General features: G+C 72.1%; 17 protein-coding genes and 1 pseudogene. 5 read left to right on the top strand and 13 right to left on the bottom strand.

All coding sequences use genetic code 11. The features are described 5' to 3' along the window. Positions 1-282 precede the first annotated feature (282 nt). From CV755_RS06730 to CV755_RS06720, 3 genes are all read right to left on the bottom strand, one after another. Positions 283-1,080 carry an MgtC/SapB family protein gene (locus CV755_RS06730; protein WP_109279234.1) on the bottom strand — a complete coding sequence of 266 codons (798 nt, stop codon included), beginning with the start codon at positions 1,078-1,080 and terminating at the stop codon, positions 283-285. A gap of 148 nt (positions 1,081-1,228) precedes the next feature. Next, on the bottom strand, positions 1,229-2,998 hold the full coding sequence (locus CV755_RS06725; protein WP_153068595.1) for a trypsin-like serine peptidase: 1,770 nt from the start codon (positions 2,996-2,998) through the stop codon (positions 1,229-1,231). A gap of 196 nt (positions 2,999-3,194) precedes the next feature. After that, on the bottom strand, positions 3,195-3,992 hold the full coding sequence (locus tag CV755_RS06720) for a phytanoyl-CoA dioxygenase family protein (protein WP_109279232.1): 798 nt from the start codon (positions 3,990-3,992) through the stop codon (positions 3,195-3,197). Between the two features lie 82 nt (positions 3,993-4,074). Here CV755_RS06720 and CV755_RS06715 point away from each other — a divergent pair, with 82 nt between their 5' ends. Beyond that, on the top strand, positions 4,075-4,635 hold the full coding sequence (locus CV755_RS06715; RefSeq protein ID WP_109279231.1) for a GNAT family N-acetyltransferase: 561 nt from the start codon (positions 4,075-4,077) through the stop codon (positions 4,633-4,635). A gap of 125 nt (positions 4,636-4,760) precedes the next feature. After that, positions 4,761-5,828: a hypothetical protein gene (locus CV755_RS35280; RefSeq protein WP_193553363.1), complete on the top strand. Its 1,068-nt coding sequence runs from the start codon at positions 4,761-4,763 to the stop codon at positions 5,826-5,828. Between the two features lie 29 nt (positions 5,829-5,857). Here the strand turns inward: CV755_RS35280 and CV755_RS06705 are convergent, their stop codons facing one another. Then, the gene (locus CV755_RS06705; RefSeq protein WP_109279230.1) at positions 5,858-7,612 is read right to left on the bottom strand and encodes a trypsin-like serine protease; all 1,755 of its coding nucleotides are present in this window, start codon (positions 7,610-7,612) and stop codon (positions 5,858-5,860) included. A gap of 63 nt (positions 7,613-7,675) precedes the next feature. After that, positions 7,676-8,076, bottom strand: a pseudogene (locus tag CV755_RS06700) (TetR family transcriptional regulator C-terminal domain-containing protein); the annotation flags it as partial. Between the two features lie 25 nt (positions 8,077-8,101). Between CV755_RS06700 and CV755_RS06695 the strand changes: the two are divergent. After that, entirely contained in the window at positions 8,102-8,971 is an 870-nt protein-coding gene (locus CV755_RS06695; RefSeq protein ID WP_109279229.1) for a beta-ketoacyl-ACP synthase 3, read from the top strand. Positions 8,972-8,983: 12 nt separating this feature from the next. Here CV755_RS06695 and CV755_RS06690 read toward each other — a convergent pair whose 3' ends face one another. Together CV755_RS06690 and CV755_RS06685 are read right to left on the bottom strand one after the other, a co-directional pair. Further along, entirely contained in the window at positions 8,984-10,042 is a 1,059-nt protein-coding gene (locus tag CV755_RS06690) for an aldo/keto reductase (protein ID WP_109279267.1), read from the bottom strand. Positions 10,043-10,376: 334 nt separating this feature from the next. After that, a complete protein-coding gene (locus CV755_RS06685; protein WP_109279228.1) occupies positions 10,377-10,703 on the bottom strand; it encodes an ArsR/SmtB family transcription factor in 327 nt (108 codons plus the stop codon). Positions 10,704-10,798: 95 nt separating this feature from the next. Here CV755_RS06685 and CV755_RS06680 point away from each other — a divergent pair, with 95 nt between their 5' ends. Then, positions 10,799-11,125 (top strand): putative quinol monooxygenase, encoded by a 327-nt coding sequence (locus CV755_RS06680; RefSeq protein WP_109279227.1) that lies wholly within the window; start codon positions 10,799-10,801, stop codon positions 11,123-11,125. A 13-nt stretch (positions 11,126-11,138) separates the two neighbouring features. On the opposite strand, the gene CV755_RS06675 is transcribed toward CV755_RS06680, so the two are convergent. The 5 genes from CV755_RS06675 to CV755_RS06655 are packed head-to-tail and all read right to left on the bottom strand — an operon-like array spanning position 11,139 to position 17,466. Next, positions 11,139-12,311 carry an XdhC family protein gene (locus CV755_RS06675; protein ID WP_109279226.1) on the bottom strand — a complete coding sequence of 391 codons (1,173 nt, stop codon included), beginning with the start codon at positions 12,309-12,311 and terminating at the stop codon, positions 11,139-11,141. Positions 12,312-12,317: 6 nt separating this feature from the next. Beyond that, positions 12,318-13,721 carry an NCS2 family permease gene (locus CV755_RS06670; RefSeq protein WP_109279225.1) on the bottom strand — a complete coding sequence of 468 codons (1,404 nt, stop codon included), beginning with the start codon at positions 13,719-13,721 and terminating at the stop codon, positions 12,318-12,320. A 34-nt stretch (positions 13,722-13,755) separates the two neighbouring features. After that, complete coding sequence (gene pucD, locus CV755_RS06665; RefSeq protein WP_109279224.1) at positions 13,756-16,116, bottom strand: xanthine dehydrogenase subunit D; 2,361 nt, start codon at positions 16,114-16,116, stop codon at positions 13,756-13,758. Between the two features lies 1 nt (position 16,117). Further along, positions 16,118-16,588, bottom strand: coding sequence for a (2Fe-2S)-binding protein (locus tag CV755_RS06660; protein ID WP_109279223.1), 471 nt, complete (start codon positions 16,586-16,588; stop codon positions 16,118-16,120). Continuing rightward, the gene (locus CV755_RS06655; RefSeq protein WP_109279222.1) at positions 16,579-17,466 is read right to left on the bottom strand and encodes an FAD binding domain-containing protein; all 888 of its coding nucleotides are present in this window, start codon (positions 17,464-17,466) and stop codon (positions 16,579-16,581) included. Before CV755_RS06655 ends, CV755_RS06660 begins: the two co-directional genes overlap by 10 nt. Before the next feature lie 207 nt (positions 17,467-17,673). Here CV755_RS06655 and CV755_RS06650 point away from each other — a divergent pair, with 207 nt between their 5' ends. Continuing rightward, positions 17,674-19,422, top strand: a complete 1,749-nt coding sequence (locus CV755_RS06650; protein ID WP_109279221.1) for a PucR family transcriptional regulator ligand-binding domain-containing protein — start codon at positions 17,674-17,676, stop codon at positions 19,420-19,422. Positions 19,423-19,595: 173 nt separating this feature from the next. Here the strand turns inward: CV755_RS06650 and CV755_RS06645 are convergent, their stop codons facing one another. Further along, complete coding sequence (locus tag CV755_RS06645; RefSeq protein ID WP_153068594.1) at positions 19,596-23,738, bottom strand: hypothetical protein; 4,143 nt, start codon at positions 23,736-23,738, stop codon at positions 19,596-19,598. Position 23,739: the final 1 nt, after the last annotated feature.

Here is a 23,739-nt window from a genome sequence, read left to right as displayed (position 1 = left end):
GACCGCGGTCGGCATCCAACGCGACCCGGACGCCCCGGCTCAACGGCGTACCGGTGCACCCTCGCGCTACCGGTAACCCCAACCGAACCGTTTCAAGGGGCAGTTGGCGGGCAAAGGAGCGGGGCGCCCGCACTCGGACGCCCCTGAGGTCCAACGCGCCACAGCCGGCGCGTTATTCGTGGTTCTTTTCGGCGAGTGGCCCCACCCGGACCCCCGAACGGAATTTCCCCCGAATCCGGAACTCAGTTCTCAACTCCCGCTCGACTCCCGCTCAGCTTCCGCTCAGCTTCCGCCCTGGCTCCGTCCGCCGAAGAAGTCGCGCACCCGCCGCCGGGACCGCTGCTCGTCCTCCGGTTCATCGTCGCCCTCCGGCTCATGCAGCACCGTCCAGCTGACCGCGGAGACGGCCGGTTCCAGGGACAGCCGGCTGACGGCCTCCTCCAGCAGGCTGTCATCGCGCCGGTCGGTGGTCACCTCGGCCGCCACCATCACCTTGCCCTCCGCCTCCACGTCCCGGCTGTGCACCGAGCGCAGCCGGAAGCCGGGACGGACCAGGGCCTGGACCACCAGGGTGCGCACATGGGCTTCCTCCGGCTCGGTGCACACCACCTCGAAGTGGTAGTCGGTGGCCACCTCGGCGCCGCCGCGCGGCTCCCGGTCCAGCCGCCGGGCCAGCGGCCGCAGCAGGGTGTTGGCGGCCACCACGCCCACCGTGCCCAGTACGGCGATCACATACAGCCCGGTACCGGCCAGGGCACCGACGGCCGCCGAACACCACAGGGTGGCCGCGGTGTTGAGGCCGCGTACCCGCAGCCCGTCCCGCATGATCACGCCCGCGCCCAGGAAACCGATGCCGGAGACGATCTGCGCGGCCACCCGGGAGCCGTCATAACCGGTGGTGCTGGTGGCACTGGAGAAGCCATAGATGGACAGCAGAACGAAGAGCGCGGAGCCGGCCGCCACCAGGGCGTTGGTGCGCAGCCCCGCCATCCGGGCCCGCCACTGCCGTTCCAGCCCGATGACCGCGCCCAGCCCGAGACCGGCCCCGATATTGGCCGCCATGTGCCACTCGTTGACCATGGTCTTCCCTCCTCTTTCCAGTGTCCGCCATGGATCTCCATCGGCCCCACCGGTCCGATCTTGCACCACCGGATGCCGGACAAGAAAAACAAAAGGGGACGGCCCGGAAACCGTCCCCTGTCCGATGTCCCCTGTTCCCCGTCCGCTGTCAGGAGACCAGCGGGCTCCAGTCCCCCAGCCCGCTCAGCGCGGGGCGGTCATAGCGGGAGGTCTCACCGTCGCTCCAGCGCACTATGAGGTCGTCCGGGCCGCCGCCGGGAGTGAAGCCGCCGAGTACCATGGCGGTGCCGGTGTACGAGGCATTGGCGCCCTGCACCACCCGGGCGGGGCCCAGGCCGCCGCGCCCCGTGCCCGGGTAGGCCTTGAGCTGCCCATCGGCCAGCCGCACCAGCAGATCCGTGCCCGAGCCGCCGGAGAAGCCGCCCGCGGCAAGCGCGTCCGCGCCCGCGAACTCACTGTTCTTGGGGCGGAGTTGCTTTTCCTTGCCCTTGCCGGTGGCGGTGACCCCGCTGTAGAGGCTGAGTTCGCCGTCCTTCCAGAGCACAATGAGGTCCCCGGACGCGGTGATCGCGATCTTGCGGGCGTTCTTCCACTCCCCATAGGAGCCGATCATGGTCTCCTTGCGGAGCCCGGAGGGGCCGACGTCCCCGAAGAGGCTGAGCTTGCCGCCGGCCCACAGCACCGCCAGCTTGGCACGGCCGCCCCCGATGGGGCCACCGGCGATGGCGCGTACCTTGTCGCCCTTCCAGTAGGGGTTGTTCTCCTCCTTGAGGGTGCTGTCCTTGCCCAGGCCGCCATTGCCGTCATTGGGGTAGAGGCTGACCTGTCCGTCGTCGAAGGCCACCAGTAGATCGTCCCGGCCCTGGCCGCCGAAGTCCCCGGCGGCCAGCTGCTTGGCGTGCCGCCACACCCCCGAGCTCTCCCGCAGCACCGGCCGCGGGTTGGGGGTGGTGTTCAGCCCGTCGGCGGGGTCCTGGCCCGCCACCGCCGCCTGGTAGAGGTTCTGTATCTCCCCGTCGAAGACCGGCGAGTAGCTGATCCAGTCGTCATCGGCGCGGTCGCCACCGCCGTTGTATCCGCCGACGATGCCTATCACATCACCGGTGTTGCGCTTGGCGTCCCAGTTGGCTATCCAAGGACCGCCGGAGACACCGCCGTAGTACCCCCCGCACAGCATCTGGAGCTGCTTCCAGCCCTTGTACTGCGCGGTCGGCACGGTGCAGCTGATCGCCTGCTGACCGGGGTTGCTGGAGCCCACCGGGTAGCCCAGCACCCGGACGGTGTTGACCGGCCCCGGGGTGGCGGTCAGCCGCAGACTGCCGGTCCTGTCCTCGATCTTCGCCTTCCGGTCGTTGACGCCGACCCGGATAAAGGCGAAGTCCAGGCTGGACTCGGGGCCGAACTTGTTGTCGGCCGCCTTGAGCCACCGCTTGTCGATAAAGACGCTCTGCACCGGGAAGGCGCCGAACTTCTGCTTGGCGGCGTCCAGTCCCTTGCGGTACTGGGGGACGAAGATCCGGTCGGTGGCCTGCTGCATCCCCCGCGCACAGTGCGCGGCGGTCAGCACCAGGTCATGCCCGGCGCTGTGGATCACGCTGCCGGTGCAGGAGGTGTTGCCGGCCACCTTGCTGTGCGAGAAGAAGGTCCCGACCATGGATATGCCGTCGCCGAACGTTCCCTTGGGCGTCCCCTTGGGCGCCGCGACGGCCTTGGACGCCGCGGCTCCCGCCCCGGCCCCGCCCCGGGCTCCCTTGGCCTCGACCGGCTTGGCCGCGGCCATCCGCTCGGCCGTCCAGTAATGGGCCGCCTCGGGCCCGTCCTTGGGCGCGGCCTGGGCGGTGGTCATGGTGACGGTGGCACCGCAGGCCGCCATGGCGACGGCTACGGCGAGGCTCCGGGACCATCTGGAAGACGTCAAGGCGAACGACTCTCCAATCTCGTCAAGACGCGCTTTTCACGGCTTGGGTTCGCCGGATCCTTGCATGGGCGCGGGAAACCTTGATCACCGGGGTCGGCGGGCCGGTGTTTGAGCGTTGAACCGGGGAGGGTGTCCCTTGTTCTCGCTCGGCGTGTCGGCACGGAAATCCGACTCCGAACGGCCCGGGGCCGGGCGCCTACCGGCCCAAGCCGAGCCGGACGGCCCGTTCCACCGGGGAGTAGGCCCCGTCCGCGCGGTCCAGGTCCAGCAGGCCGGTGGGCACCAGTGGGGGCTGGGCCATGAACTTGGGGGCGCCGCCGCGGTGCGGCTGGGCGGAGTGGATCAGGAAGGGGTGACAGAGGTAGGCATCACCGGCCCGGCCTGTGGCCAGGGCCTCTGGCCGCATGGGTGAGTCCAGGGCGCCGTCGGCGTCCATGGTCCGGCACAGCTCGAAGAAGTCGATGCCGCGCTCCCCCCAGGGCTCCAGATACCGCGGAGCGTCGAGGTGGGAGCCGGCCTTGATCCGGGTCGGCGCCTGGTCCTCGGCCACATCGGAGAACAGGAAGAGCATCAGCAACGCCCGGCCCCGGGAACGCAGGTTGATCCGGTAACCCTGCTCGCCCTCGGGCGTAAAGCCGGCGTCCATATGCCAGCCGGCGTCGCCGGGGTCGTCGGGGTGCGGAAACCGGATGGGGAAGGTGCCCAGTCCCTTGCGGGGCTCCCAACGGCCCGGGCCGGCGAGCTGGTCGAACGCGGCATGCAGCCGGGGCGTGGTGGCCGCCCGCCGGAACGGCTCGTCACCATAGCCCAGGAGCCGGATGACCGGCTGGCGCCAGGTGGTTGGGTCGGCCGGGTCACAGCCCGTCTCTCGCCAGAGGAAGTCCCGGCATTCGTCGGCGACTTCGCGGGGGAATGCCTCGGGAAGGTGGATAAAACCGTCGGTTATGAAGCGCTCGATCTGGTCGTCGGTGAGCGCGTTGTGCGTGGATGGCATGGCGGAATCCTGCGCGGCCCCAACGGTGCGGGCAAATGAATTGCCGTCGGGAGCGAAGGGGGCCGGCGGTAAGGTTCCGTTGATGACCAGTATCGAATGGCCCATCCGTACCGACCGGCTGCTGCTTCGTCCCTTTGTGCCGGAGGACACCGATGATGTATGGGCCTATCAGCGCCAACCGGAAGTGGCCCGCTATATGCGGTGGGACCCCAGGGACCGGGAGCAGTCGCGGGCCTCGGTGGAGCAGATGGCCGGGGAGAACCGGCTGGCCGGGGAGGGCGACTGTCTGAGCCTGGCGGTGGTCACGCCGGAGGACGGCAGGGTGGTGGGCCAGGTGGAACTGGTGTGGCTGAGCCGGGCGGACCGACAGGGCGAGATCGGCTGTGTCTTCAACCCCGCCCACCAGGGGAAGGGGCTGGCGACCGAGGCGGTGCGGGCGGTACTGGGGCTGGGCTTCGGGGAGTTGGGGCTGCACCGGGTCATAGGGCGCTGCCACGCCCATAACGGTTCCTCCGCCCGGCTGCTGGAACGGCTGGGGATGCGCCGGGAGGCGCACTTCATTGGGACGGGGCTGTTCAAGGGTGGCTGGCGGGACGATTTCGTCTACGCGATGCTGCGGCGGGAGTGGCTTGCGCGCGGTTGAGGGGCGCCCCCGGTGTGCGGCCGGGCGCTTCAACCGTCCGGTGGCGGGCAGTCATTCGTCCGGTGGAGGGCGGTCGTTCCCTCGGCTGACTCGGGGGCCGGGCGTGGGCAGGGAGGCTGGCGGGCATGACCGCTCTCCGATACCCGCCCGCACGCTGGGCCGCCCCGGCGGCCGTCTGCTGGGCCTTGTTGCTGGGCGCCTTCGCCCTGGTCTGCACCCTGCGGGACAGGGCGCTGTTCATCCGGAACGCCGACCAGGCCGGTCCGGTCGCCCTGAACTGGGTGGTGGTGGGGACCGCCGTCCTGGCGCTGTTCTCGGTGGCGGCCGCCCGGCGCCACCGTGCCCACCAGCTCACCACCGGGCTGATATGGGCGAGTTGTGCGCTGTCCGCCGTCTCCGGGTTCACCCTGCTGATGGATGTGATCGAGCTGGCCTTCAATCAGCGGCTGGACAGCGGGATTGCCGCCGTGCACCATCTGCTCGGTCTGCTCGGCGTGTTACTGCTGGCCGCCAACGCCCGTGCCCTGCGGCCGGAGGGCCGCACCCGGTATCCGGCGGTACCGGCGGCGCCCTCGCCGGCGCCGCCCCGCGTCCAATGGGCCGCCCGGGCCGGAGCCCTGGCGTTTGTGCCCTATGCGGCCATGAAGATGTTCTGGGCGATGGGCGGCCGGTTCGCGGGGGTGGGCAGGGCTGAGCTACAGGAAGCCTCCCGGCGCAATGGCGCCTCGGAGTTCTGGCTGACCCTGGAGTCCTGGGGGATCGACGGCACCGTGGTGCTCGCCGCGCTGGGGGTGTTTCTGCTGTTGGGCCTGGTCCGGCCGTGGGGGCAGGTCTTCCCCCACTGGACGCTCGCACTGCGCGGCCGCCCGGTGCCGCGCTGGCTGCCGCTCACCCCGGCGCTGATCGGCGCCATGACCCTGGGTCCCTATGGGCTCTTGGGTACCACCTACACCGCGCTGGGCAGCGCGGGGCTGGTGTCCTTCCCCCGGGGCGACTTCCCGTCCGTGACGGACTGCCTGGAAGTGAGCTGGATCGGCAACGGTGCTTTCGCCTTGTACGGCACGGCACTTGCGCTGGCCGCGCATTCCTACTGGGTGCGCACGCGCCCGGGCGCCCCGGCGGGGGGCGCCCGGGACCGCGCGACCGGTCGGCCCGGCCCCCGGCCCGAACGCCCCACCGCGCACCACCGGTAGCGGCCGATCCGTCGGGCGCGGGAGTCCGCTCAAGGGGAGACCAGGGCCGCCCACTCCCCCAGCACACTGCCGGTCGTCCCCGCGTACCGCGAGGTCTCACCATTGCTCCAGCGCACAATGAGATCATTGGCCCGGCCGCTGCCGGTGAACTCACCGGCCACCATTGTGGAGTTGCCGGTATCGGCCGCATTGGGCGCCTGCACCCGGCTGCGGGTGCCCAGGCCGCCCGCGCCGGTGCCGGCGTAGACGTCCAGGGAGCCGTCGTTCCAGCGTACGGCCAGGTCCGCGCCCGGCCGCCCGGAGAAGCGGCCGCTGGTCAGTGCCACCGTGCGCTTCCAGTTGTCGTGCTTGCCGAGCCGGTGCTCGCGGCCCAGCCCCTTGGGCCCGACCCCGGAGTAGAGGGTCAGTTCGCCGTCGGACCAGCGGACCACCACATCCTCGCGGCGCGCGCCGGAGTTGTAGGCACCGGCGGTGATCTGGGTGGCGTGCTTCCAGATGGAGCCCGGTTCGGCGAGAGTGGTTTCCCGGCCCAGCCCCTTGGGCCCCACCCCGTCGAACAGGCTGAGCTTGCCGTTGTCCCAGCGGACCAGCAGACCTTGGTGCCCGGCCCCGCCGAACTCTCCCCCGGTGACGGCCACCGCGCGCCGCCAGGCGCTGTCTTTCCTGGCCAGGGTGTACTCCCGGCCGAAGCCGCCCCGGCCGTCCCCGGCGTAGAGGCTGACCTCGCCATCGCTCCACACCACCACCAGGTCCTCCCGGCCGTCACCGGTGAAGTCACCGGCGGCCAGCTGGGCGGCGTTCCGCCACAGCCGGGCCGTACCGGGCAGGGTGGCGCCATGGCCGGCGGGCCGCGGGCCCCGCGCGGGGGTGCGGCCGGAGACCGCATCCTGGTAGAGGTCCTGGGCCTCGCGGCCCAGTATCGGCGAGTAGCTCACCCAGTCGTCGTTGGCGTCGTTGCCGCCGCCCCGGTAGCCGCCCACCACGCCTATCACCTCGCCGGTCCGGGCCTTGGCGTCGTAGTGGGATATCCAGGGGCCGCCGGAGACGCCGTTGTAGTAACCGGCGCACCGCACCTGCATCTGGCGCAGGCCGGTGGACAGCCGGGCGGTGGGGACGGTGCAGGAGATGGCCTGCTGCCCGGGGTTGGCGGTGCCCGGATAGCCCAGCACGGTAACCGTGTTGACCCAGCGCGGGGTGCCGGTCAGCCGGAGGCCGCCGGTCCGGTTCTCCACCTTGGCGTGCTGGGCGTTGGCGCCCAGGCGGACAAAGGCGAAGTCCAGGTCGGTGGCCGGGCCGGTGCCGCCCCGGTAGCGGGGGTCGATAAAGACCCGCTGCACCGGATAGGCCCCGAACTTCTGCCGGTTGGCGTCCAGCCCCTGGCGGAACTGGGGGATGAAGATCCGGTCGGTGCCGCCCGCCAGGGACTTGGCGCAGTGGGCGGCGGTGAGCACCAGGTCGCGGCCGGGGCTGCGGATCACACTGGCGGTGCAGTAGGTGTTGCCCTGTCCGGCGCCGCGGACGAAGAAGGTGCCCACCATGGGTATGCCGTCCCCATAGCGGCCCCGCGGCGTGCCGGCCGGCGGTCCGGCGGCGCTCACTCGGGGTGCCGCCGGGGTGCCCTTGCCCTCCAGCGGTTTGGCGGCGGCCAGCCGCTCGGCGGTCCAGTAGCGGGCGGCATCCGGTCCGTCGGCCGGAGCCGCAACGGCCGTACCGGCAGCGGTGGTTGTGCCGACGGCGGCCAGGCACAGGGACAGGGCAAGGCGGCGGGGCCATCTGGAAGGCAAGGCGAACGATCCTCCGGACTCCTGGTCAAAGGTTCGCCAAAGCCTGCCATATGCAGGTAAACGTCAGCGCGGCGGGGGCGCCAGCAGCCGGCCGAGCGCCCGGCGGGTGCGCTCCGGGGCCGAGGTGTCACCGAAGAGCTGGACGGCCTGGTTCAGGCTCATATACAGGCCGATGAGCTCGAAGGCGGTCTGCTCCGGGTCGGTGTCCGGCGGCAGTTCACCCGCCGTCACGGCGGTCCGTACCTCTTCGGCCAGACGGCGCCGCCAGAGCAGGAGGAGGCGGGCCACCGCATCCCGTACCGCGCCGCCGCGGGCATCGAACTCCACCGCGGCGGTGACGAACAGACAGCCGCCGGGGAAGATGGTGCGCTCCCGTTCCAGGTAGCCGATCCATGCCTCGCAGACGGCGCGCAGCCGCGGCAGTCCGGGCGCGCTCCGGCCGCCGGTTCCCACACCACGCGCGTCCTCACCAATGACGAACTGGCGGGCATGGTGGACACCAGTGACGACTGGATCCGCCGGCGCACCGGGATCGCCACCCGGCGCATCGCCGACACCGAATCGGTCACCGATCTGGCCTCGGCGGCCGCCGGCAAGGCGCTGGCCGCGGCCGGGCTGTCCCCCGCCGACATCGGGCTGGTCACCGTGGCCACCTGCAGCGCCATCGACCGCTGCCCGTCCACCGCGGCACAGGTGGCCGCCCGGCTGGGCATTCCCTCCGCCGTGACCTATGACCTCAACAACGGCTGTGCGGGCTTCTGTACCGCCCTGGCCACCGCCGACCATGCGATACGGGCCGGTGCCGCGCGGCACGCGCTGGTCATCGGCGCCGAGAAGATGTCCGATGTGACCGACTGGACCGACCGCGGCACCTGCGTCCTGCTCGGTGACGGCGCCGGGGCCGCGGTGCTCGGCCCCTCGCCGCGGGAGGACGCCATCGGCCCCGTGGTGTGGGGTTCGGACCCCACCCGCGCCGACGCGGTCCGGCTGAAGGGCGACTGGCACCCGTACTTCACCCAGGAGGGCCAGACCGTCTTCCGCTGGGTCACCGCCGAACTCCCCGCGCTCGCCCGGGAAGCCTGCCGCCGAGCCGGTCTCGCCCCGGCGGACCTGGCGGGGGTGGTCACCCACCAGGCCAACCTCCGCATCATCGAGGCCGTGGTGCGCCAACTGGGGCTGGACGAGGGGACGGTGGTCGCCCGCGATGTCACCGAATCCGGCAACACCTCGGCGGCATCCGTCCCGCTGGCCCTGTCCAAGCTGGTCGAACGCGGCGAACTGCCCGCCGACGGACCGGCGTTGCTGCTGAGCTTCGGGGGCGGGCTGTCCTGGGCGGGGCAGGTAGTGCGCTGCCCCTGAACGGTACGGGCCTCAGAGGACCTCGTCGGCCGTACGGCGGTAGGTGGACAGCCGGTTGTCGATCTCGGGCCAGCGCTCGCCGTAGACGTTCTCCCTGACCCCGTCCTCCCGCAGGAAGTCATGCGGGAATCCCAGCGGGACGGCGCTCACCCGGTCCAGCCGCTCAAGCGCGTCCGCGTCCAGGGTGACCGCGGCGGCGGCCAGGTTGTCGGCGAGCTGGCTCTCCTTGGTGGCACCGATGATGGGGATCACATTCCCCGGCCGGGAGCGCAGCCAGGCCAGGGCGACCTGGGCGGGGCTCCAGCCGCCCTGCTCGGCGACGGCCAGCAGGGTGCCGATCACCTCGTCCTCGTTGTGCTCCTTGTGGTCCTGCCAGTTGCCGGAGTTGAGCCGGCCGGTCTCGCCCCGGCGGTACTTTCCGCTGAGCTTGCCGCCCGCCAGCGGGCTCCAGGCCAGCACCGCCTGGTCGAAGGCACGGGCCTGTGGCAGGAGTTCACGCTCCGGGGTGCGCTCCAGCAGGCTGTAGCGCAGCTGCGAACCGGCGAAGGAGGTCCAGCCGCGGAGTTCGGCGAGGGTATTGGCCTGGGCGATCTCCCAGGCGGGCCAGTCCGACACCCCGAGGTGGAGCACCTTGCCGGCGCGCACCAGGTCGTCCAGGGCGCGCATGACCTCCTGGACCGGGGTGAAGTTGTCCCTGGCGTGCACCCAGAGGATGTCCAGGTAGTCGGTGCCCAGCCGCCGGAGGCTGGCCTCCACGGACTGCACCAGGTTCTTGCGGTGGTTGCCCGCGGCGTTGACCTCGCGCCGGTCGGTGGCGCAGGTGTACTTGCTGGCCAGTACGAAGCGTTCCCGGCGGTCCTGGAGCAGTTCGCCGAGCATCCGCTCGGAGCTGCCCTCGGTGTAGAGGTCCGCCGTGTCGATGAAGTTGCCGCCCGCCTCGGCATAGGCATTGAAGATCCGTGCACTGGCCTCCTTGCCGGTGCCCCAGCCCCAGTCCTCACCGAAGGTCATGGTGCCCAGGCACAGTTCGCTCACCCGGAGACCGGTCCTGCCGAACAGCGTGTAGCGCAGCACGATTGGGGTTTCCTTTCGTCGCGTGATGTGAAGGACGCTAGTCGTTGGAGTGTGCTCCATGGCAAGGTGCGGAGCGCCGGGACACGGGCAGCCGGTGGCGCCGGACTCCGGGATCCCCTCGGGCGGAGGCGGAAGCTCCGGCCGAGGGACTGGCGGGGTGCCGCGGCCGGCGGAGCGGGCACTCCACGCCGGGCCGGCGGTGGGGGTCGAGTGTCCGGGGTGCCCTGTGAACCGGGCCGGAAAACCGCACCCAAGTGCCCCGCGGAGGTGCGGATTCCGTGCCCACTACGAGCCGGGCCCGGGATGGGCGGCATCGAGGCCGCCCGGAGCATCACGGCCGGTGCCGGGCGTCCTCGGCGAGCAGCAGGGCCAGCAGGCCGGGGAACCGCTGCTCGATCTCGGACCGGCGGAGGGTGGCCATCCGGCTGTTGCCCCGGTTGACCTGGCGGATCAGCCCCGCCTCGCGGAGGGTGCGGAAGTGATGGGTGACGGTCGCCTTGGCGACCGGCAGGGCGAAGGAGCTGCAGGTGCGCGCCTCGCCCTCGGGCCCGGCCGCCAACTCCGTTACCACGCGCCGCCGCAACGGGTCGGCCAGGGCGGCCAGGACCTTGCCGAGTTCCATCTCCCCCGGCTCGGGGTGCCCCTCCTCGTCGGGCATTGCCACCACCTCCTGGGTACGACTTGCATCGTACCTTGTGGGAGGGCTAGCCTCCGCCAGGTACGAAATCCACCGTACCTATAGAGGGAGGCCTCATGGATCAGCCGTTCACTCTCGTCGGCATAGCCCGCCCCAAGCCCGGGCGCACGGAGGAACTGCGGCGGCTGCTGTTGTCGTTCGTGGAGCCCACGCGGCAGGAACCCGGCTGTCTGGAGTACCACTTCCACGAAGACCGGGACTCCCCGGGCGTGTTCGTCTTCTACGAGGCCTGGCGCAGCGAGGCGGACCTTGAGGCCCATCTGGCGCTGCCCCACCTCCGGGACTTCTGGGAGCGGCGGATGGAGTACCTGGAGCAGGACCTGGAGATCCGCTACCTCACCATGCACAGCCCCTACGAGGAGCGGGGCGCCCGCCCGTCCTAGCGGAGGTGGCCGTTCATGCCCGGACGCCGGATCGGGCGGACCGCAGACCGGGCATCAGCTCCGGAGCGGACCCCGGGGTCCGCCCGGCGGCGGACGGCGGGCCGTCATGGTGGATCGGCACCGCCGCCCCCGACAGCGGCACCCCCGAGCCGCCCCGCCGCACCGCGACAATCTCGGCGGCGATGGACAGCGCGGTCTCCTCGGGGGTACGCGCCCCCAGGTCCAGCCCGATCGGGGAGTGCAGCCGGGCGAGCTCGGCGACGGAAAGCCCCGCCTCCCGCAGCCGGTTGAGCCGGTCCTGGTGGGTGCGCCGGGAGCCCATCGCCCCCACATAGGCGACCGGGAGCCGCAGGGCCCGTTCCAGCAGCGGGACGTCGAACTTGGCGTCATGGGTCAGTACGCACAACACCGCCCGGCCGTCCAGATGTTGGGCGTCCAGATAGCGGTGTGGCCAGTCGGCCACCACCTCGTCCGCCTCCGGGAAGCGGGCGGCGGTGGCGAAGACGGGGCGGGCGTCGCAGACCGTAACCCGGTAGCCGAGGAACTTCCCGGCCCGGACCAGGGCCGCCGCGAAGTCAATGGCCCCGAAGACAATCATCCGGGGTGCGGGGACGCTGGACTCGACGAAGACCGGGACGCGTTGGGCGCAGCGGGAGCCGAGTTCGGTGACTCCGGTGAAGCCGGTGTCCCGCAGGGCGACCGCCTCGGCGGGGGCGGTGCGGTCGAGTCCGGGGGCATGGGCCAGGGTTCCGCTGCCGGTGCCGTCGGCGCGTACCAGCAGGACGCCGAAGGGGGCGGCGAGGGTGCGTACCAGGGTGACCGGCTCACCGCCGGCGGCGGCGCCCCATGCCTCGAGGTAGTGGGGGCGCTGGGCGGCGGTGACCGGGGTGACCAGGATGTCGATGACTCCCCCGCAGGTCAGGCCGATGGCGAAGGCGTCCTGGTCGGAGTGGCCGAACCGCTCCAGAGTGCTGAGGCCGTTGTCCAGCGCGGTCCGGCACAGTTCATAGACCGCGCCCTCCACACAGCCGCCGGACACCGAACCGATGACGGTGCCCTCGTCGTTGACCGCCAGGGCGGCGCCGGGCGGGCGGGGTGCGCTGCCGTGTACCGCGACAACCGTGGCCACGGCGAAGTCCCGGCCCTCCAGGGCCCATTGGCGCAGCTCGGCCGCGAGCTCCAGCATCCTGGTTCAACTCCCCTTGACTCCCAGCCAGTTCTCGATGGGGTGGAGGGCGAAGTAGACGGTGAAGACGGCGGTCAGCGCCCACATAAAGGCGCCGGGTTCGCGCCAGCGGCCCTCCGCGGCTCTGATGGCGGTGTAGGCGATCACCCCGGCGCCGACGCCCGCGGTGATGGAGTAGGTGAAGGGCATCAGGACCACGGTGAGGAACACCGGGATGGCCACCGACCGGTCGTTCCAGTCGATATGGCGGGCGCTGCCCATCATCATGGCGCCGATCACCACCAGTGCGGCGGCGGCGACTTCGCCGGGGACGATCCGGGTGAGCGGGGTGAGGAAGAGGGCGCCGGCGAAGAGCAGTCCGGTGACGGTGGCGGACAGACCGGTGCGGGCGCCCTCGCCGACCCCGGTGGCGGACTCGATGAAGACCGTCTGCCCGCTGGCGCCGCTGAGCCCGCCGATGGCGCCGCCCGCGCCGTCCACCAGCAGGGCCCGGCTCAGTCCGGGCATCCGGCCGCGGTCGTCGGTGAGTCCGGCCTCGGCGCCCACGCCGATGATGGTGGCCATGGCGTCGAAGAAGCCGGCCAGCACCAGGGTGAAGGTGATCACGACCACGCTCATGGTGCCGATGGAGCCCCAGCCGCCGAAGGCGACCTTGCCGAAGAGCGAGAAGTCGGGCATGGCGACGGCGCCGCCGTGCAGCCGGGGCGGGCCATTGCGCCAGGCCCCGGGCGCGGGGCGGGCCAGCCGGTCCACCAGTACGGCCACCAGGGTGCCGGTGAGGATGCCGATGAGGAGGGCGCCGGGGACGGCACGGGCGTAGAGCATCAGCACGGCCAGCAGGGTGAGGCAGAACACCAGCACCGGCCAGCCCGCGAGTTCCCCGGCCGGGCCCAGGGAGACCGGGCCGCCGCCGGTGGAGGGGTGGACAAAGCCGGCCTTCACCAGCCCGATGAGGGCGATGAACATGCCGATGCCCATGGTGATGGCGTGTTTGAGCGCCAAGGGGATGGCGTTCATGATGAGTTCACGGAGCCCGGTGAGCACCAGCAGCATGATGACGCCGCCGTAGATCACACACATGCCCATGGCCTGGGGCCAGGTCATATGGGGGGCGACCTGGGTGGAGAGCACTCCGGAGACGCCCAGCCCGGCGGCCAGGGCCAGCGGGACCTTGCCGACCAGGCCCATCAGCAGGGTGGAGACGGCGGCGGCGAGGGCGGTGGCGGTGATCAGGGGGGCGTGGCCGAGGGTGTGGCCCTGGGCGTCCTTGCCGGAGAGGATCAGGGGGTTGAGCAGGAGGATGTAGCACATCGCCATAAAGGTGGTGATGCCGCCGCGGATCTCGCGGGCGAGGGTGGAGCGTCGTTGGGTGATGTGGAAGTAGCGGTCCAGCGCGGGCACTTGCGGCATGCTGCCTGCTCCTTGCGGATGGCCTTGGCGGCGATCAGGTGCCCGTGAGGTGCTCGGGCCGGACCGGCACCCGGTTCAGCGCCAGGCCCGTGGCCTGGCGGATGGCCGCCACAACCGCCGGAGTGGAGGAGAGAGTCGGCGCCTCGCCAACCCCCCGCAGCCCGTAAGGCGCATGCTCATCGGCCAGTTCGAGAACGTCCACCGGAATGGCGGGGGTGTCCAGGATGGTGGGAATCAGGTAATCCGTGAACGAGGGATTGCGCACCCGCGCCGTGGCCGGATCGACCACGATCTCCTCCATCACCGCCAGCCCCAGCCCCTGGGTGGTCCCGCCCTGGATCTGCCCGGTCACCGACAGCGGGTTGAGCGCCTTGCCGACATCCTGCGCACAGGCCAGTTCGATCACCTTGACCAGGCCGAGTTCGGTGTCCACCTCCACCACCGCGCGGTGCGCGGCGAAGGAGTACTGGACATGGCCGAAGCCCTGGCCGGTGTGCGGGTCGAAGGGCTGGGTGGGGCGGTGCCGCCATTCCCGTTCGCTCTCCACCGCCTCGCCGCCCAGCACTTCGGCGATCGGGGCCAGTACCTCGCCGCCGTCGGTGACCACCTTCCCGTTCTCCAGCAGGAGTTCGGCCTGGCCCCAGGCCGGGTGGAAGGTGCCGAACCGGGCCCGGCCCAGCGCCAGCACCTGTTCGCGCACCGCCTCACAGGCGTGTTTGACGGCGCCGCCGGTGACATAGGTCTGCCGGGAGGCGGAGGTGGAGCCGGCCGAGCCCACCCGGGTGTCGGCGGGGTGGATGGTGACCTGTTCCACGCCCAGTTCGGTACGGGCGATCTGGGCGTGTACGGTCACCCCGCCCTGGCCCACCTCGGCCATGGCGGTGTGCACGGTGACCACCGGCTCGCCGCCGATGACCTCCATCCGCACCCGGGCGGTGGAGTAGTCGTCGAAGCCCTCGGAGAAGCCCACGTTCTTGATGCCGACCGCATAGCCGACGCCGCGTACCACCCCTTCGCCATGGGTGGTGTTGGACAGTCCGCCGGGCAGCGCCCGGACATCCGGGGCGCCGCCGGCGGTCTCCCACTGGCGCGGCGGCGGCAGCGGCAGCGCCTTGACCCTGCGCAGCAGTTCGGCGACCGGTGCCGGGGAGTCCACCAGCTGCCCGGTGGGCATCACCGAGCCCTGGGACATGGCGTTGCGGCGCCGGAACTCCACCGGACCCAGGCCGAGTTCAGCGGCCAGCTTATCCATCTGGGCCTCGTAGGCGAAGCAGGCCTGTACCGCGCCGAAGCCGCGCATGGCGCCGCAGGGCGGGTTGTTGGTGTAGAGGGCCAGCGCCTCCATGTCCACATGGGGCACCTCATAGGGGCCGATGCCCAGGGAGGCGGCGTTGCCGACCACGGCCGGGGAGGAGGAGGCATAGGCGCCGCCGTCCAGCACAATGCGGGCCTTGACAAAGAGCAGTCTGCCGTCCCGGTCGGCGCCATGCTCATAGTGCAGCCTGGCCGGGTGCCGGTGGACATGGCCGAAGAATGACTCGAAGCGGTTGTAGACCATCTTCACCGGTTTGCCGGTGCGCAGGGCGAGCAGACAGGCGTGCGCCTGCATGGAGAGGTCCTCTCGCCCGCCGAAGGCGCCGCCGACCCCGGAGAGGGTCATCCGCACCTTGTTCTCCGGCAGTCCGAGCACCGGGGCGATCTGCCGCAGGTCGGCGTGCAGCCACTGGGTGGCGATATAGAGGTCCACCCCGCCGTCCTCGGCGGGCACCGCCAGCCCGGACTCGGGGCCGAGGAACGCCTGGTCCTGCATGCCGACTTCATAGTCGCCGGAGACGATCACATGGGCCCGCTGCCGGGCGGCCGCCACATCGCCGCGGATCACCGGCTGGCGGTGGACGATATTGGGGTGCGGGACATGCGCGGCGTGCGGGTCGGTGCGGTCCGGGTGGAGGACGGGCGCGTCCTCGGCGGTGGCACTGGACTCATCGGTGACCACCGGGAGTTGCTGGTATTCGACCACGATCCTGGCGGCCGCGCGGCGGGCGGTCTCCGGGTGGTCGGCGGCCACCAGGGCGACCGGTTCCCCGTGGTGGCGCACCACGCCGTCGGCGAGCACGGGGGTGTCCTGGATCTCCAGGCCGTAGCGGGTGGCGGCGGGCAGGTCGGCATGGGTGAGCACAGTGTGCACGCCCGCCATGGCCAGGGCGGGGGCGATGTCGATGGAGCGGATCCTGGCGTGGGCGTACGGGCTGCGCAGGGTGCAGCCCCAGAGCATGTCCTCGTGCCACAGGTCGGAGGCGTAGGCGAACTCTCCGGTGACCTTGAGGGTGCCGTCGGGGCGCGGGGTGGACTCGCCTATGCGGCCGCCGAGTTGGGTCAGGCCGGTGGACCTCATCTCAGCCCGCCTCTCCCCGGCGGGCGGCCGCCAGCCGTACCGCGTCCAGGATCTTCTCATAGCCGGTGCAGCGGCACAGATTGCCGGAGAGCGCCTCGCGGATGTCGGCGTCCGAGGGCTGGGGGTTGTGCTCCAGCAGTTCGTCGGCGGCCACCAGCAGGCCGGGGGTGCAGAAGCCGCACTGTACGGCGCCCGCGTCGATGAACGCCCGCTGTACGGCGCTCAGTTCACCCTCGCCCAGTCCCTCGACGGTGACCACCTCCCGGCCCTCGGCCTGGCCCGCCGCCACCAGGCAGGCACACACCGGGACGCCGTCCAGGCGGACCGTACAGGAACCGCACTCCCCCTGTTCACAGGCGTTCTTGGAGCCCGGCAGGCCCAGCCGTTCGCGCAGGACGTACAGCAGGCTCTCGCCCTCCCAGACGTCATCGGCCTGCTGTGGGCGGCCGTTGACGGTGAGGTTCACGCGCATCGGTGGTTTTCCTCCCCCGTGGTGTGTTCCGCCCAGACCCAGGCCAGGGTGCGCCGGGCCAGCACGCCGACCGCGTGCCTGCGGTAGGCGGCACTGCCGCGTACATCGTCGATCGGATTGCAGGCCCCGGCGGCCAGCCGGCCGAACTCCGCGGCCAGGGACGGCTCCAGGGGCCGTCCCGACTCCCAGTAGCCGCCGTCCCGGAGCTCGGCGGTGAGGAAGTCCTCGGCGGTACGGGCCCTGACGGGGGTGGGCGCGGCGGAGCCGATGCCGGTACGCACCGTGCGTTCCCCGGGGTGCAGGGCCATGGCGAACGCGCAGACCGCGATGACCATGGCGTTGCGGGTGCCGACCTTGGCGAACTGCTGTGGCCCGGTGGCCCTTTGGATGCGGATCGCCCGGATCAGTTCGTCCGGGGCCAGGGCGTTGCGTTTGACGCCGGTGTAGAACTCCTCCACCGGGATCAGCCGGGTGCCGCGCACCGACTCGGCCTCCACCGTGGCGCCCGCGGCCAGCAGGGCGGGGTGGCAGTCCCCGGCCGGGGAGGCGGCGCCCAGATTGCCGCCCACGCTGCCGCGGTTGCGGATCTGCGGTGAGCCCACGGTGTGCGCGGCCAGCGCCAGGCCCGGCAGCTCGGAGCGCAGCTCGTGCATGATCCGGGTGTAGGGCACGGCGGCGCCTAGCCGGACCTCCGGCCCGTCGGTCTCCCAGGTGTACAGCTCGCCGATGCGGTTGAGGTCCAGCAGACGGTCCGGCCTGCGGTGGTCGAAGTTGATCTCGACCATCACATCCGTGCCGCCCGCGATGGGCACGGCCGTGGGGTGCTCTGCCTTGGCGGCCAGAGCCTCCGCCCAGCCGGCGGGGCGCAGGAAGTCCATGGCTGGTCTCTTCTCAGCGGGGGGCTACGCGGCGTGGGCCCAGTACAGGGCAGGCGCGGCAGGGGGGTGCAGTCACCGAAACCATGAAGCGGTTGGCTGGCCAGGGGCAGGGTCTTGTAGATTCGAACGAAAGACGGGGTGTGGAAACCCCACGGCATTCCACCGGCATCCCACCGGTAACACGAGAGAGATCGGCGGCGACCCACGATGCGGCTGCGCGCACTGCTGGAGACGGACGCGCTGGGCCTTCGGCTGCTCGGCGGCGAGGAGGAACTCGACCGCAGCGTACGCGGCGTGATGACCACCGATCTGCGCGACCCCAGCCGCTATCTGTCCGGCGGCGAGCTGGTGCTCACCGGGCTGGCCTGGCGGCGCGAGCCGGAGGACTCCGAGCGCTTTGTCCGCATCCTGGCCGCCGCCGGGGTGGCCGGGCTGGCGGCCGGTGAGGCGGAGATCAGCTCCACCCCGGACGATCTGATCGCGGCCTGCGCCCGGCACCGGATGCCGCTGTTCTCGGTGGATGAAACGGTTTCCTTCGCCTCCATCACCGAGCATGTGGTGCGCCAGGTCTCCAGCGAGCGGGCCGGCGACCTGGCGGCGGTGGTGGACCGGCACCGGCGTCTGATGACCTCCGGCCCGGCGGGCGGCGGCCCCGAGGTGGTGCTGGACCTGCTGGGCTCCGACCTGGACCTGCGGGCCTGGGTGCTCTCCCCCACCGGCCGCCCGATCGCCGGCTCGACGGTGGCGGGCGCCGGACCGGCGCTGCCCCCGGCGGTCAGCGCGGCCCTGGCGGGCGAGCATCTGGCCGCCGTACGGGCCGGCCGGCCCGATCCGCACCGGGTTCTCGCCGAGGGCCACACCTATTCGCTGTTCCCGGTGCGCAGCGGCGGCCGCACCTCCGGCGACCCCCGGGAGACCCTGCTGTCCGACTGGCTGCTGGCCGTGGAGGCGGACGCCGGGGACTGGCCGGACGAGCGGCTTGACCTGCTGCACGGCGTCACCCAGCTGATCGCCGTGGAGCGGGACCGGCGGGACGCGGCCCGCACCGTGCGGCGCCGCCTGGCCCAGGAGGTCCTGGAGCTGGTGCAGGCGGGCGCCGCCCCCGCCGAGACCGCCGCCCGGCTGCGGGTGGCCGCGCCGGTGCTGCTCCCCGGGCTGGGCACCGCCCCGCACTGGCAGGTGGTGGTGGCCCGGGTGGAGTGGGCGGACAGCGAGCTGCCCGGCGGGCCGGTCGCCCAGACCCTGCTGGAGGAGGTGCTGGTGGACCCGGGCGCGTCCGGCACCGAGCCCTCCGACCGGATCGCGGTGGCGCATACGGGGGATGAGGCGGTGGCGCTGGTGCCGCTGCCGGCGGGGGCGTCGCCCGCGGGTGCGCTGCCCTCTGACGCGCTGGCCGCGTCGCCGGACGCCGCGGGTGTCACCGGGACGGACGAAGGGCCCGCCGCGGGCGAGCGGACGGCCGAGCTCCATGCGGAGACCCTGCTGGCCGCGATCCGTGAGCCGCTGTCCCGGGGGCTGGACGGCGACGGCCGGCTGACCATTGGCGTCAGCGCCGCCGTGCACTCGGCGGAGGGGCTGCGCGGTGCGCTGGAGGAGGCCCGGCACGCCCGCCGGGTGGCCGCGGCCCGGCCGGGGCGGGTCAGCGCGGCGGGCCACCAGGAACTGGCCTCGCATGTCCTGCTGCTGCCCTTTGTGCCCGACGATGTACGGCGGGCCTTCACGGCGCGGCTGCTGGACCCCTTGCGCGACTATGACCGGCGGCACCGTGCCGAACTGATCCCCACGCTGGAGGCGTTCCTGGAGTCGGACGGGTCCTGGACGCGCTGTGCGACGCGGCTGCATCTGCATGTGAACACGCTGCGGTACCGGGTGGGGCGGATTGAGCAGTTGACCGGGCGCGATCTGTCGCGGCTGGAGGACAAGCTGGACTTCTTCCTGGCGTTGCGGATGAGTTGAGTGGGGTTGCCGGGTTCCTCTGTTTGCGGGTTATGTGCGGGCCGCACTGGGCTGGTCGCACATGCCCCGTGGCCCTGAGGGGGCGCCCCGTAAGGGGCGCGGGGAACTGCGCGACCAGCCACAGACGGCCCGCACATAACCCGTGGCCCGGGGTATGGGCCGCTCGCCGCATATCAATCAGCCGTCCCGCGCCCCTGAGGGGGCGCCCCCTCCGCGACGACGATGCGGCCCAACAGCGAGACCGCCAGCGGGAACTGGTCCGCGTGGACCAGGCGGTGGGCAACCGGCACCGGGCGGCCGCCGGGCCCCGTAACGGTGGCGGTGGCCGTCTCCGTGTCCGTGGCGTAGACCTCGTGTTCCTCCACCACCAGGCGGTAGCGCGCCAGCGGTGACACGGGGGGCGCGGGCGGGGTCAGCGTTCCGGTCCAGGTGAAGCCGGAACCGGCTGGCACACAGGTGAGTTCGGTTCCGGCTCCGGTGTCCTGCCAGTCCAGGTCGCCGCCGGGTGCTGCCAGGATCTCCACCCGGGCCGCGACCCGGCGACCGGAACCCGCCCCGGAACCAAGGGAGTTGAAGGCCATGGGGCCGTCCAGGGTCAGCGCGATGGAACCGTCCGGGTTCATCGCCGCGGTGACGGTACGTTCCGGCAGCGGCTGGATGAAGTCCGCGAGGACCACCTTGGACAGATGGAGCGGGTCCACCGAGTACGGCTGGTAGCGGGCCAGCGCCAGCCGGAGGTAAGGGAAGTAGGCCGCGTTGTGGCCCTGGTCGGCCGCGATGTCGATATCGCAGTGCCATAGCCGCTGTTGGGCGTCGTAGACGGGGGTGAACGCGGCCACCGAGACGGTGGCGGGCCGGCCGTTCACCGGTTCGGCGAGCTGCCTGCCGGTGGCGGTGAGGGTGGCGCCCGGGAAGGAGTCGGGAGTCAGCGGCGGCAGCGGGGGCGGTGGTGACCACACCGGATCGGGGGCGCGGCGGCTGACCAGTTCGTCGGGGAGTCCGCCGCCGGGATCCAGTACCACGGCCAGCAGTTCGTCATCGCCCGAGGAGAACCAGGGGCGTCGCAGATGGACCCGTACTCCGGCCGTCCGCCGGATATGGGTGACCTGGTGCCGGTCGTGGTCGGCGGTGCGCTCCCACCGGAAGGTGGGCACCAGGTGGCTGATCACCGGCGGTTCGGGGCGGCGTGAACTGGGCACCGGCCAGCCCCGGACGGACGCTCCGGGGCTGGCCGGGCCGACTCGGGTGACAAGGGCGGGCTGGTCGGTGATCGCCGGGTGGAAGTACTCGCGGAAGCGGGTGGTGGCGGTCGGGGTGTAGGTGATGTCGCGGTGGCGGGTGTCGCGGAACTCCTGCCGCAGGAACAACACCCGCTGGTCCTCGTCCGGTTGCAGGGTGAGGTCGCCGGCATGGGCGTGCCCGGGGGTACGGACCGGTCCGGGCTGGGCCGGGTCATCGGTCCACTCACTCCAGGTGGCGTCCACATCGATCCGGCCGGTGCTCTTGGCATGGGCGTGGACGACACCGCTGACCCCTGCAAAGGTCTGTCCCTCGGCACGGGTGAAGTCGAGCGGCCCCAACTCCGGGGGCAGCAGCGGCTTTTCCACCGCGTGCACCAGGGTCAGCTCGGCCCAGGGGGTGAGCATCCAGTTCTCCCCGGCGGCGGCCGCGGCGGCCAGTTCGTCTTTCTTGTCCTGCGGCAGGCCGGTGGCCGGATCGTTCCACAGCGGGGAGTCGGTCAGCAGCCGCCACTGGCCGAGCAGTTGCAGGTCCGCCGGGTCCATCCGGCAGCTCATCCGTACCGTGACGGTCTCCGCCTTGGGCAGGAAGACGGTGAGCTGCCGCTCCAGCGGCCCTTGCCACTCCGGTGGGCCGTCGCCCTCCACGATCCTCAGCCGCAGCGGTTCGGCCTGGGGCCAGGGGCCGGGGAAGTCAAAGGTCTCATTGGGCGCGGCGCCCGGCAGGCCGCGCAGCGAGATGCCCCGGGCCAGTACATCGGGCAGATAGGGCAGCAGCAGCCGGGGCGCGTCATGCACCACATATTCGCCGGGCTTGAGGCCGCTGCCGCGCGGTACCGGCAGTTCGGTGAGCGGTTCGGGGTCGTGGATGTCGAGCTTGGCGACATGGATCTCCCGGAAGAACTTCAGATCATGGGTGACATCGGGGTTTTCCGGGAGGCTGACCACGGTGTCCAGATAGCTGCCGGCCTCCCGGGAGGCGGCGGCGAAGAACCGCCGGTGTACCTCCTCCGGCTTGTCCGGGCCGAAGGCGGTGTCGAACATGCCATGCTGTTCGGCCGCGCGCAGTGGGGACTTGGGCGGGCTGAGGTGGCGTTCGTCGAAGTCGCGGTAGCGCCGGTCCAGGCCGTCCACCGGGGTGACCGCCTGGTGGCCGGGCACCTGGGGGTTGCGCAGCAGCGCCCACTGGGTGGCGGAGACGGGGGTGCCGTCGTCCTGGATCGTGCTGCGGATCACCAGCCGGGGCTCCGACTCCCCTTCCAGGAACGGCCACCTGGGGACGATCGCCGGGGGTGGTACGGGCTCCCAGCGCCGGTAGGCCAGCGGCGCGGTGGCCGTGCTGTCATCGGTGACGGTCCCTGCGTCCGGTCCGTTGCCCGCCAGGTCGGCCAGGCGGGCGCGCAGCCGGTAGGTGCGGCCATAGCGCAGGGCGGGCAGGGTGCCGGGGGTGGGCCGGAAGGCGGCGTCCAGCGGGAAGCCGGCGGATACCTCGGGGTCGGGCACCCGGGGCCGGTCGTCGGTGCCCAGGGTGCGGCCGGGCGGCGGGGCGGCCAGGCTCCAGCCATGCCAGCCGAACAGCGCCTGGTGGACATAGAGTTGCCGGTCATCGGCCCGGTCGTGGCTGAGCGCACTGGCCTTCACCTGGCCTTCGTCCGGGGCCACGGTGATGGGTACGGGCGCTTCCCCGGGGCGGCGGACGGCATAGCGGCCGGTGCGGGCGCACAGCGGGTGCCAGTCGGCCGTCCGGCCGGTGGTCTCGTCCACCGTTGCCACATCGACGCGGTAGCCGCGCACCAGGTGCTGGGCGTCCAGCAGGGCGGCGGAGGTGCCGGCCAGCCGGCGGGCGTCGGCCTCCATCTGGTCGGCGAGTACGGTCTCGCGCTCGTCCAGCAGGACGGTGAGCCCGGCACCGTGCAGGGCGGGGGTGGCGGTGCCGGAGCCGGTGACCGGGCTCTGGTCCGTGGTGGTCCTGGCGAACTCCACCAGCTTGATGGCGGCGGCGTCCATATCCAGGTCGGTGAGCAGGATGCCGGGGCCGCCCAGGCGCAGCATCCGGCGGCCATGGAGTCCGTCGTCGGCGGCGTATGCCTCGAACCGCTGCCCGGCGGCGTAGCGCAGCCGGGTCCAGGGGCGCAGGGTCTCGTCCTGGTTGAGGGTGTCCTGGGCGGTGGTGAAGGTGGCCCGGGCCTGCCATTGGTCGGACAGTTGGGGTGGCGGGGCGGCCAGCAGGTCCACGGCCAGGCCGAAGCGGCGCAGCAGTTCGGGGTAGTCGGCGAGCAGTCCGCAGGCGGTGTGGACGTCCAATTCGGCGGGGGCCAGTTCAGCGGGAGCCAGTTCGGCGGGGGCCGGTTCGGCGGTGGCGGTGGACGGGGCGGGCGGACGGTCGTAGAAGCGGTAGAGCTCGGCGAGGTTGAACACCGCCTGGTTGGCCTGGTAGTCGGCGTCGGAGCGCTGCATCACCCTGGGGCGGAAGGGGTTGCCGGGCGGGGCGGTGAGCAGCGGGTCCAGCCGGGGGTAGGCGGCGTCCACCCGGCGGGCGAAGGTGGTCAGCGGCCGGGTGAGGGTGTGCAGCAGGTCACGGGGGTCGGGATGGTCCCAACTGGGCGGCGGTTGTGGGTCGGAGAGGCCCTGGCCGCCTCCGCCGCCGCTGCCGGGGAAGGCCCGGCGGAAGGCGGTGGCGGTGGCCACGTCCTGGTACAGGGAGAGGGTCCGCTGGTGTACGGCCCGGCCCGGGAAGGAGCGCAGTACGGGCGGGGCGGCGGGTGCTTGGGGCGGTGGGCTCACCGTGCTGGTGGCGCGGAAGAGTGCCTTCCAGAGGGCGCTGTCGGCGGGCGGGAAGCGGTCCGTCCGGGGTGTCAGGGGCAGTTGGATGCCGGGGCCGGTGGCGTCCGGCGGCCGCAGTTCCAGGCGTAGTGCGGCCAGACAGCGGCCCAGGGTGGCCGGCCAGTCCAGGAAGCCGGGGAAGGCGGCCAGGGTGGTGGCGCCGGTGAGGCGGGGGGTGACCAGTACGGTCAGCCGGAGGCTGCCGTCGGCCGCCATGCCGTCGGGGAGCACTGTCCAGCGGATTGTTTCGGGCATG

The organism is Streptomyces orinoci (genome assembly GCF_003121295.1).
In the GTDB taxonomy this organism is placed as follows: Bacteria; Actinomycetota; Actinomycetes; order Streptomycetales; family Streptomycetaceae; genus Streptomyces; species Streptomyces orinoci.
Note: the sequence above shows the minus strand (reverse complement) of the source record. Positions and strands in the feature narration are given on the sequence as shown.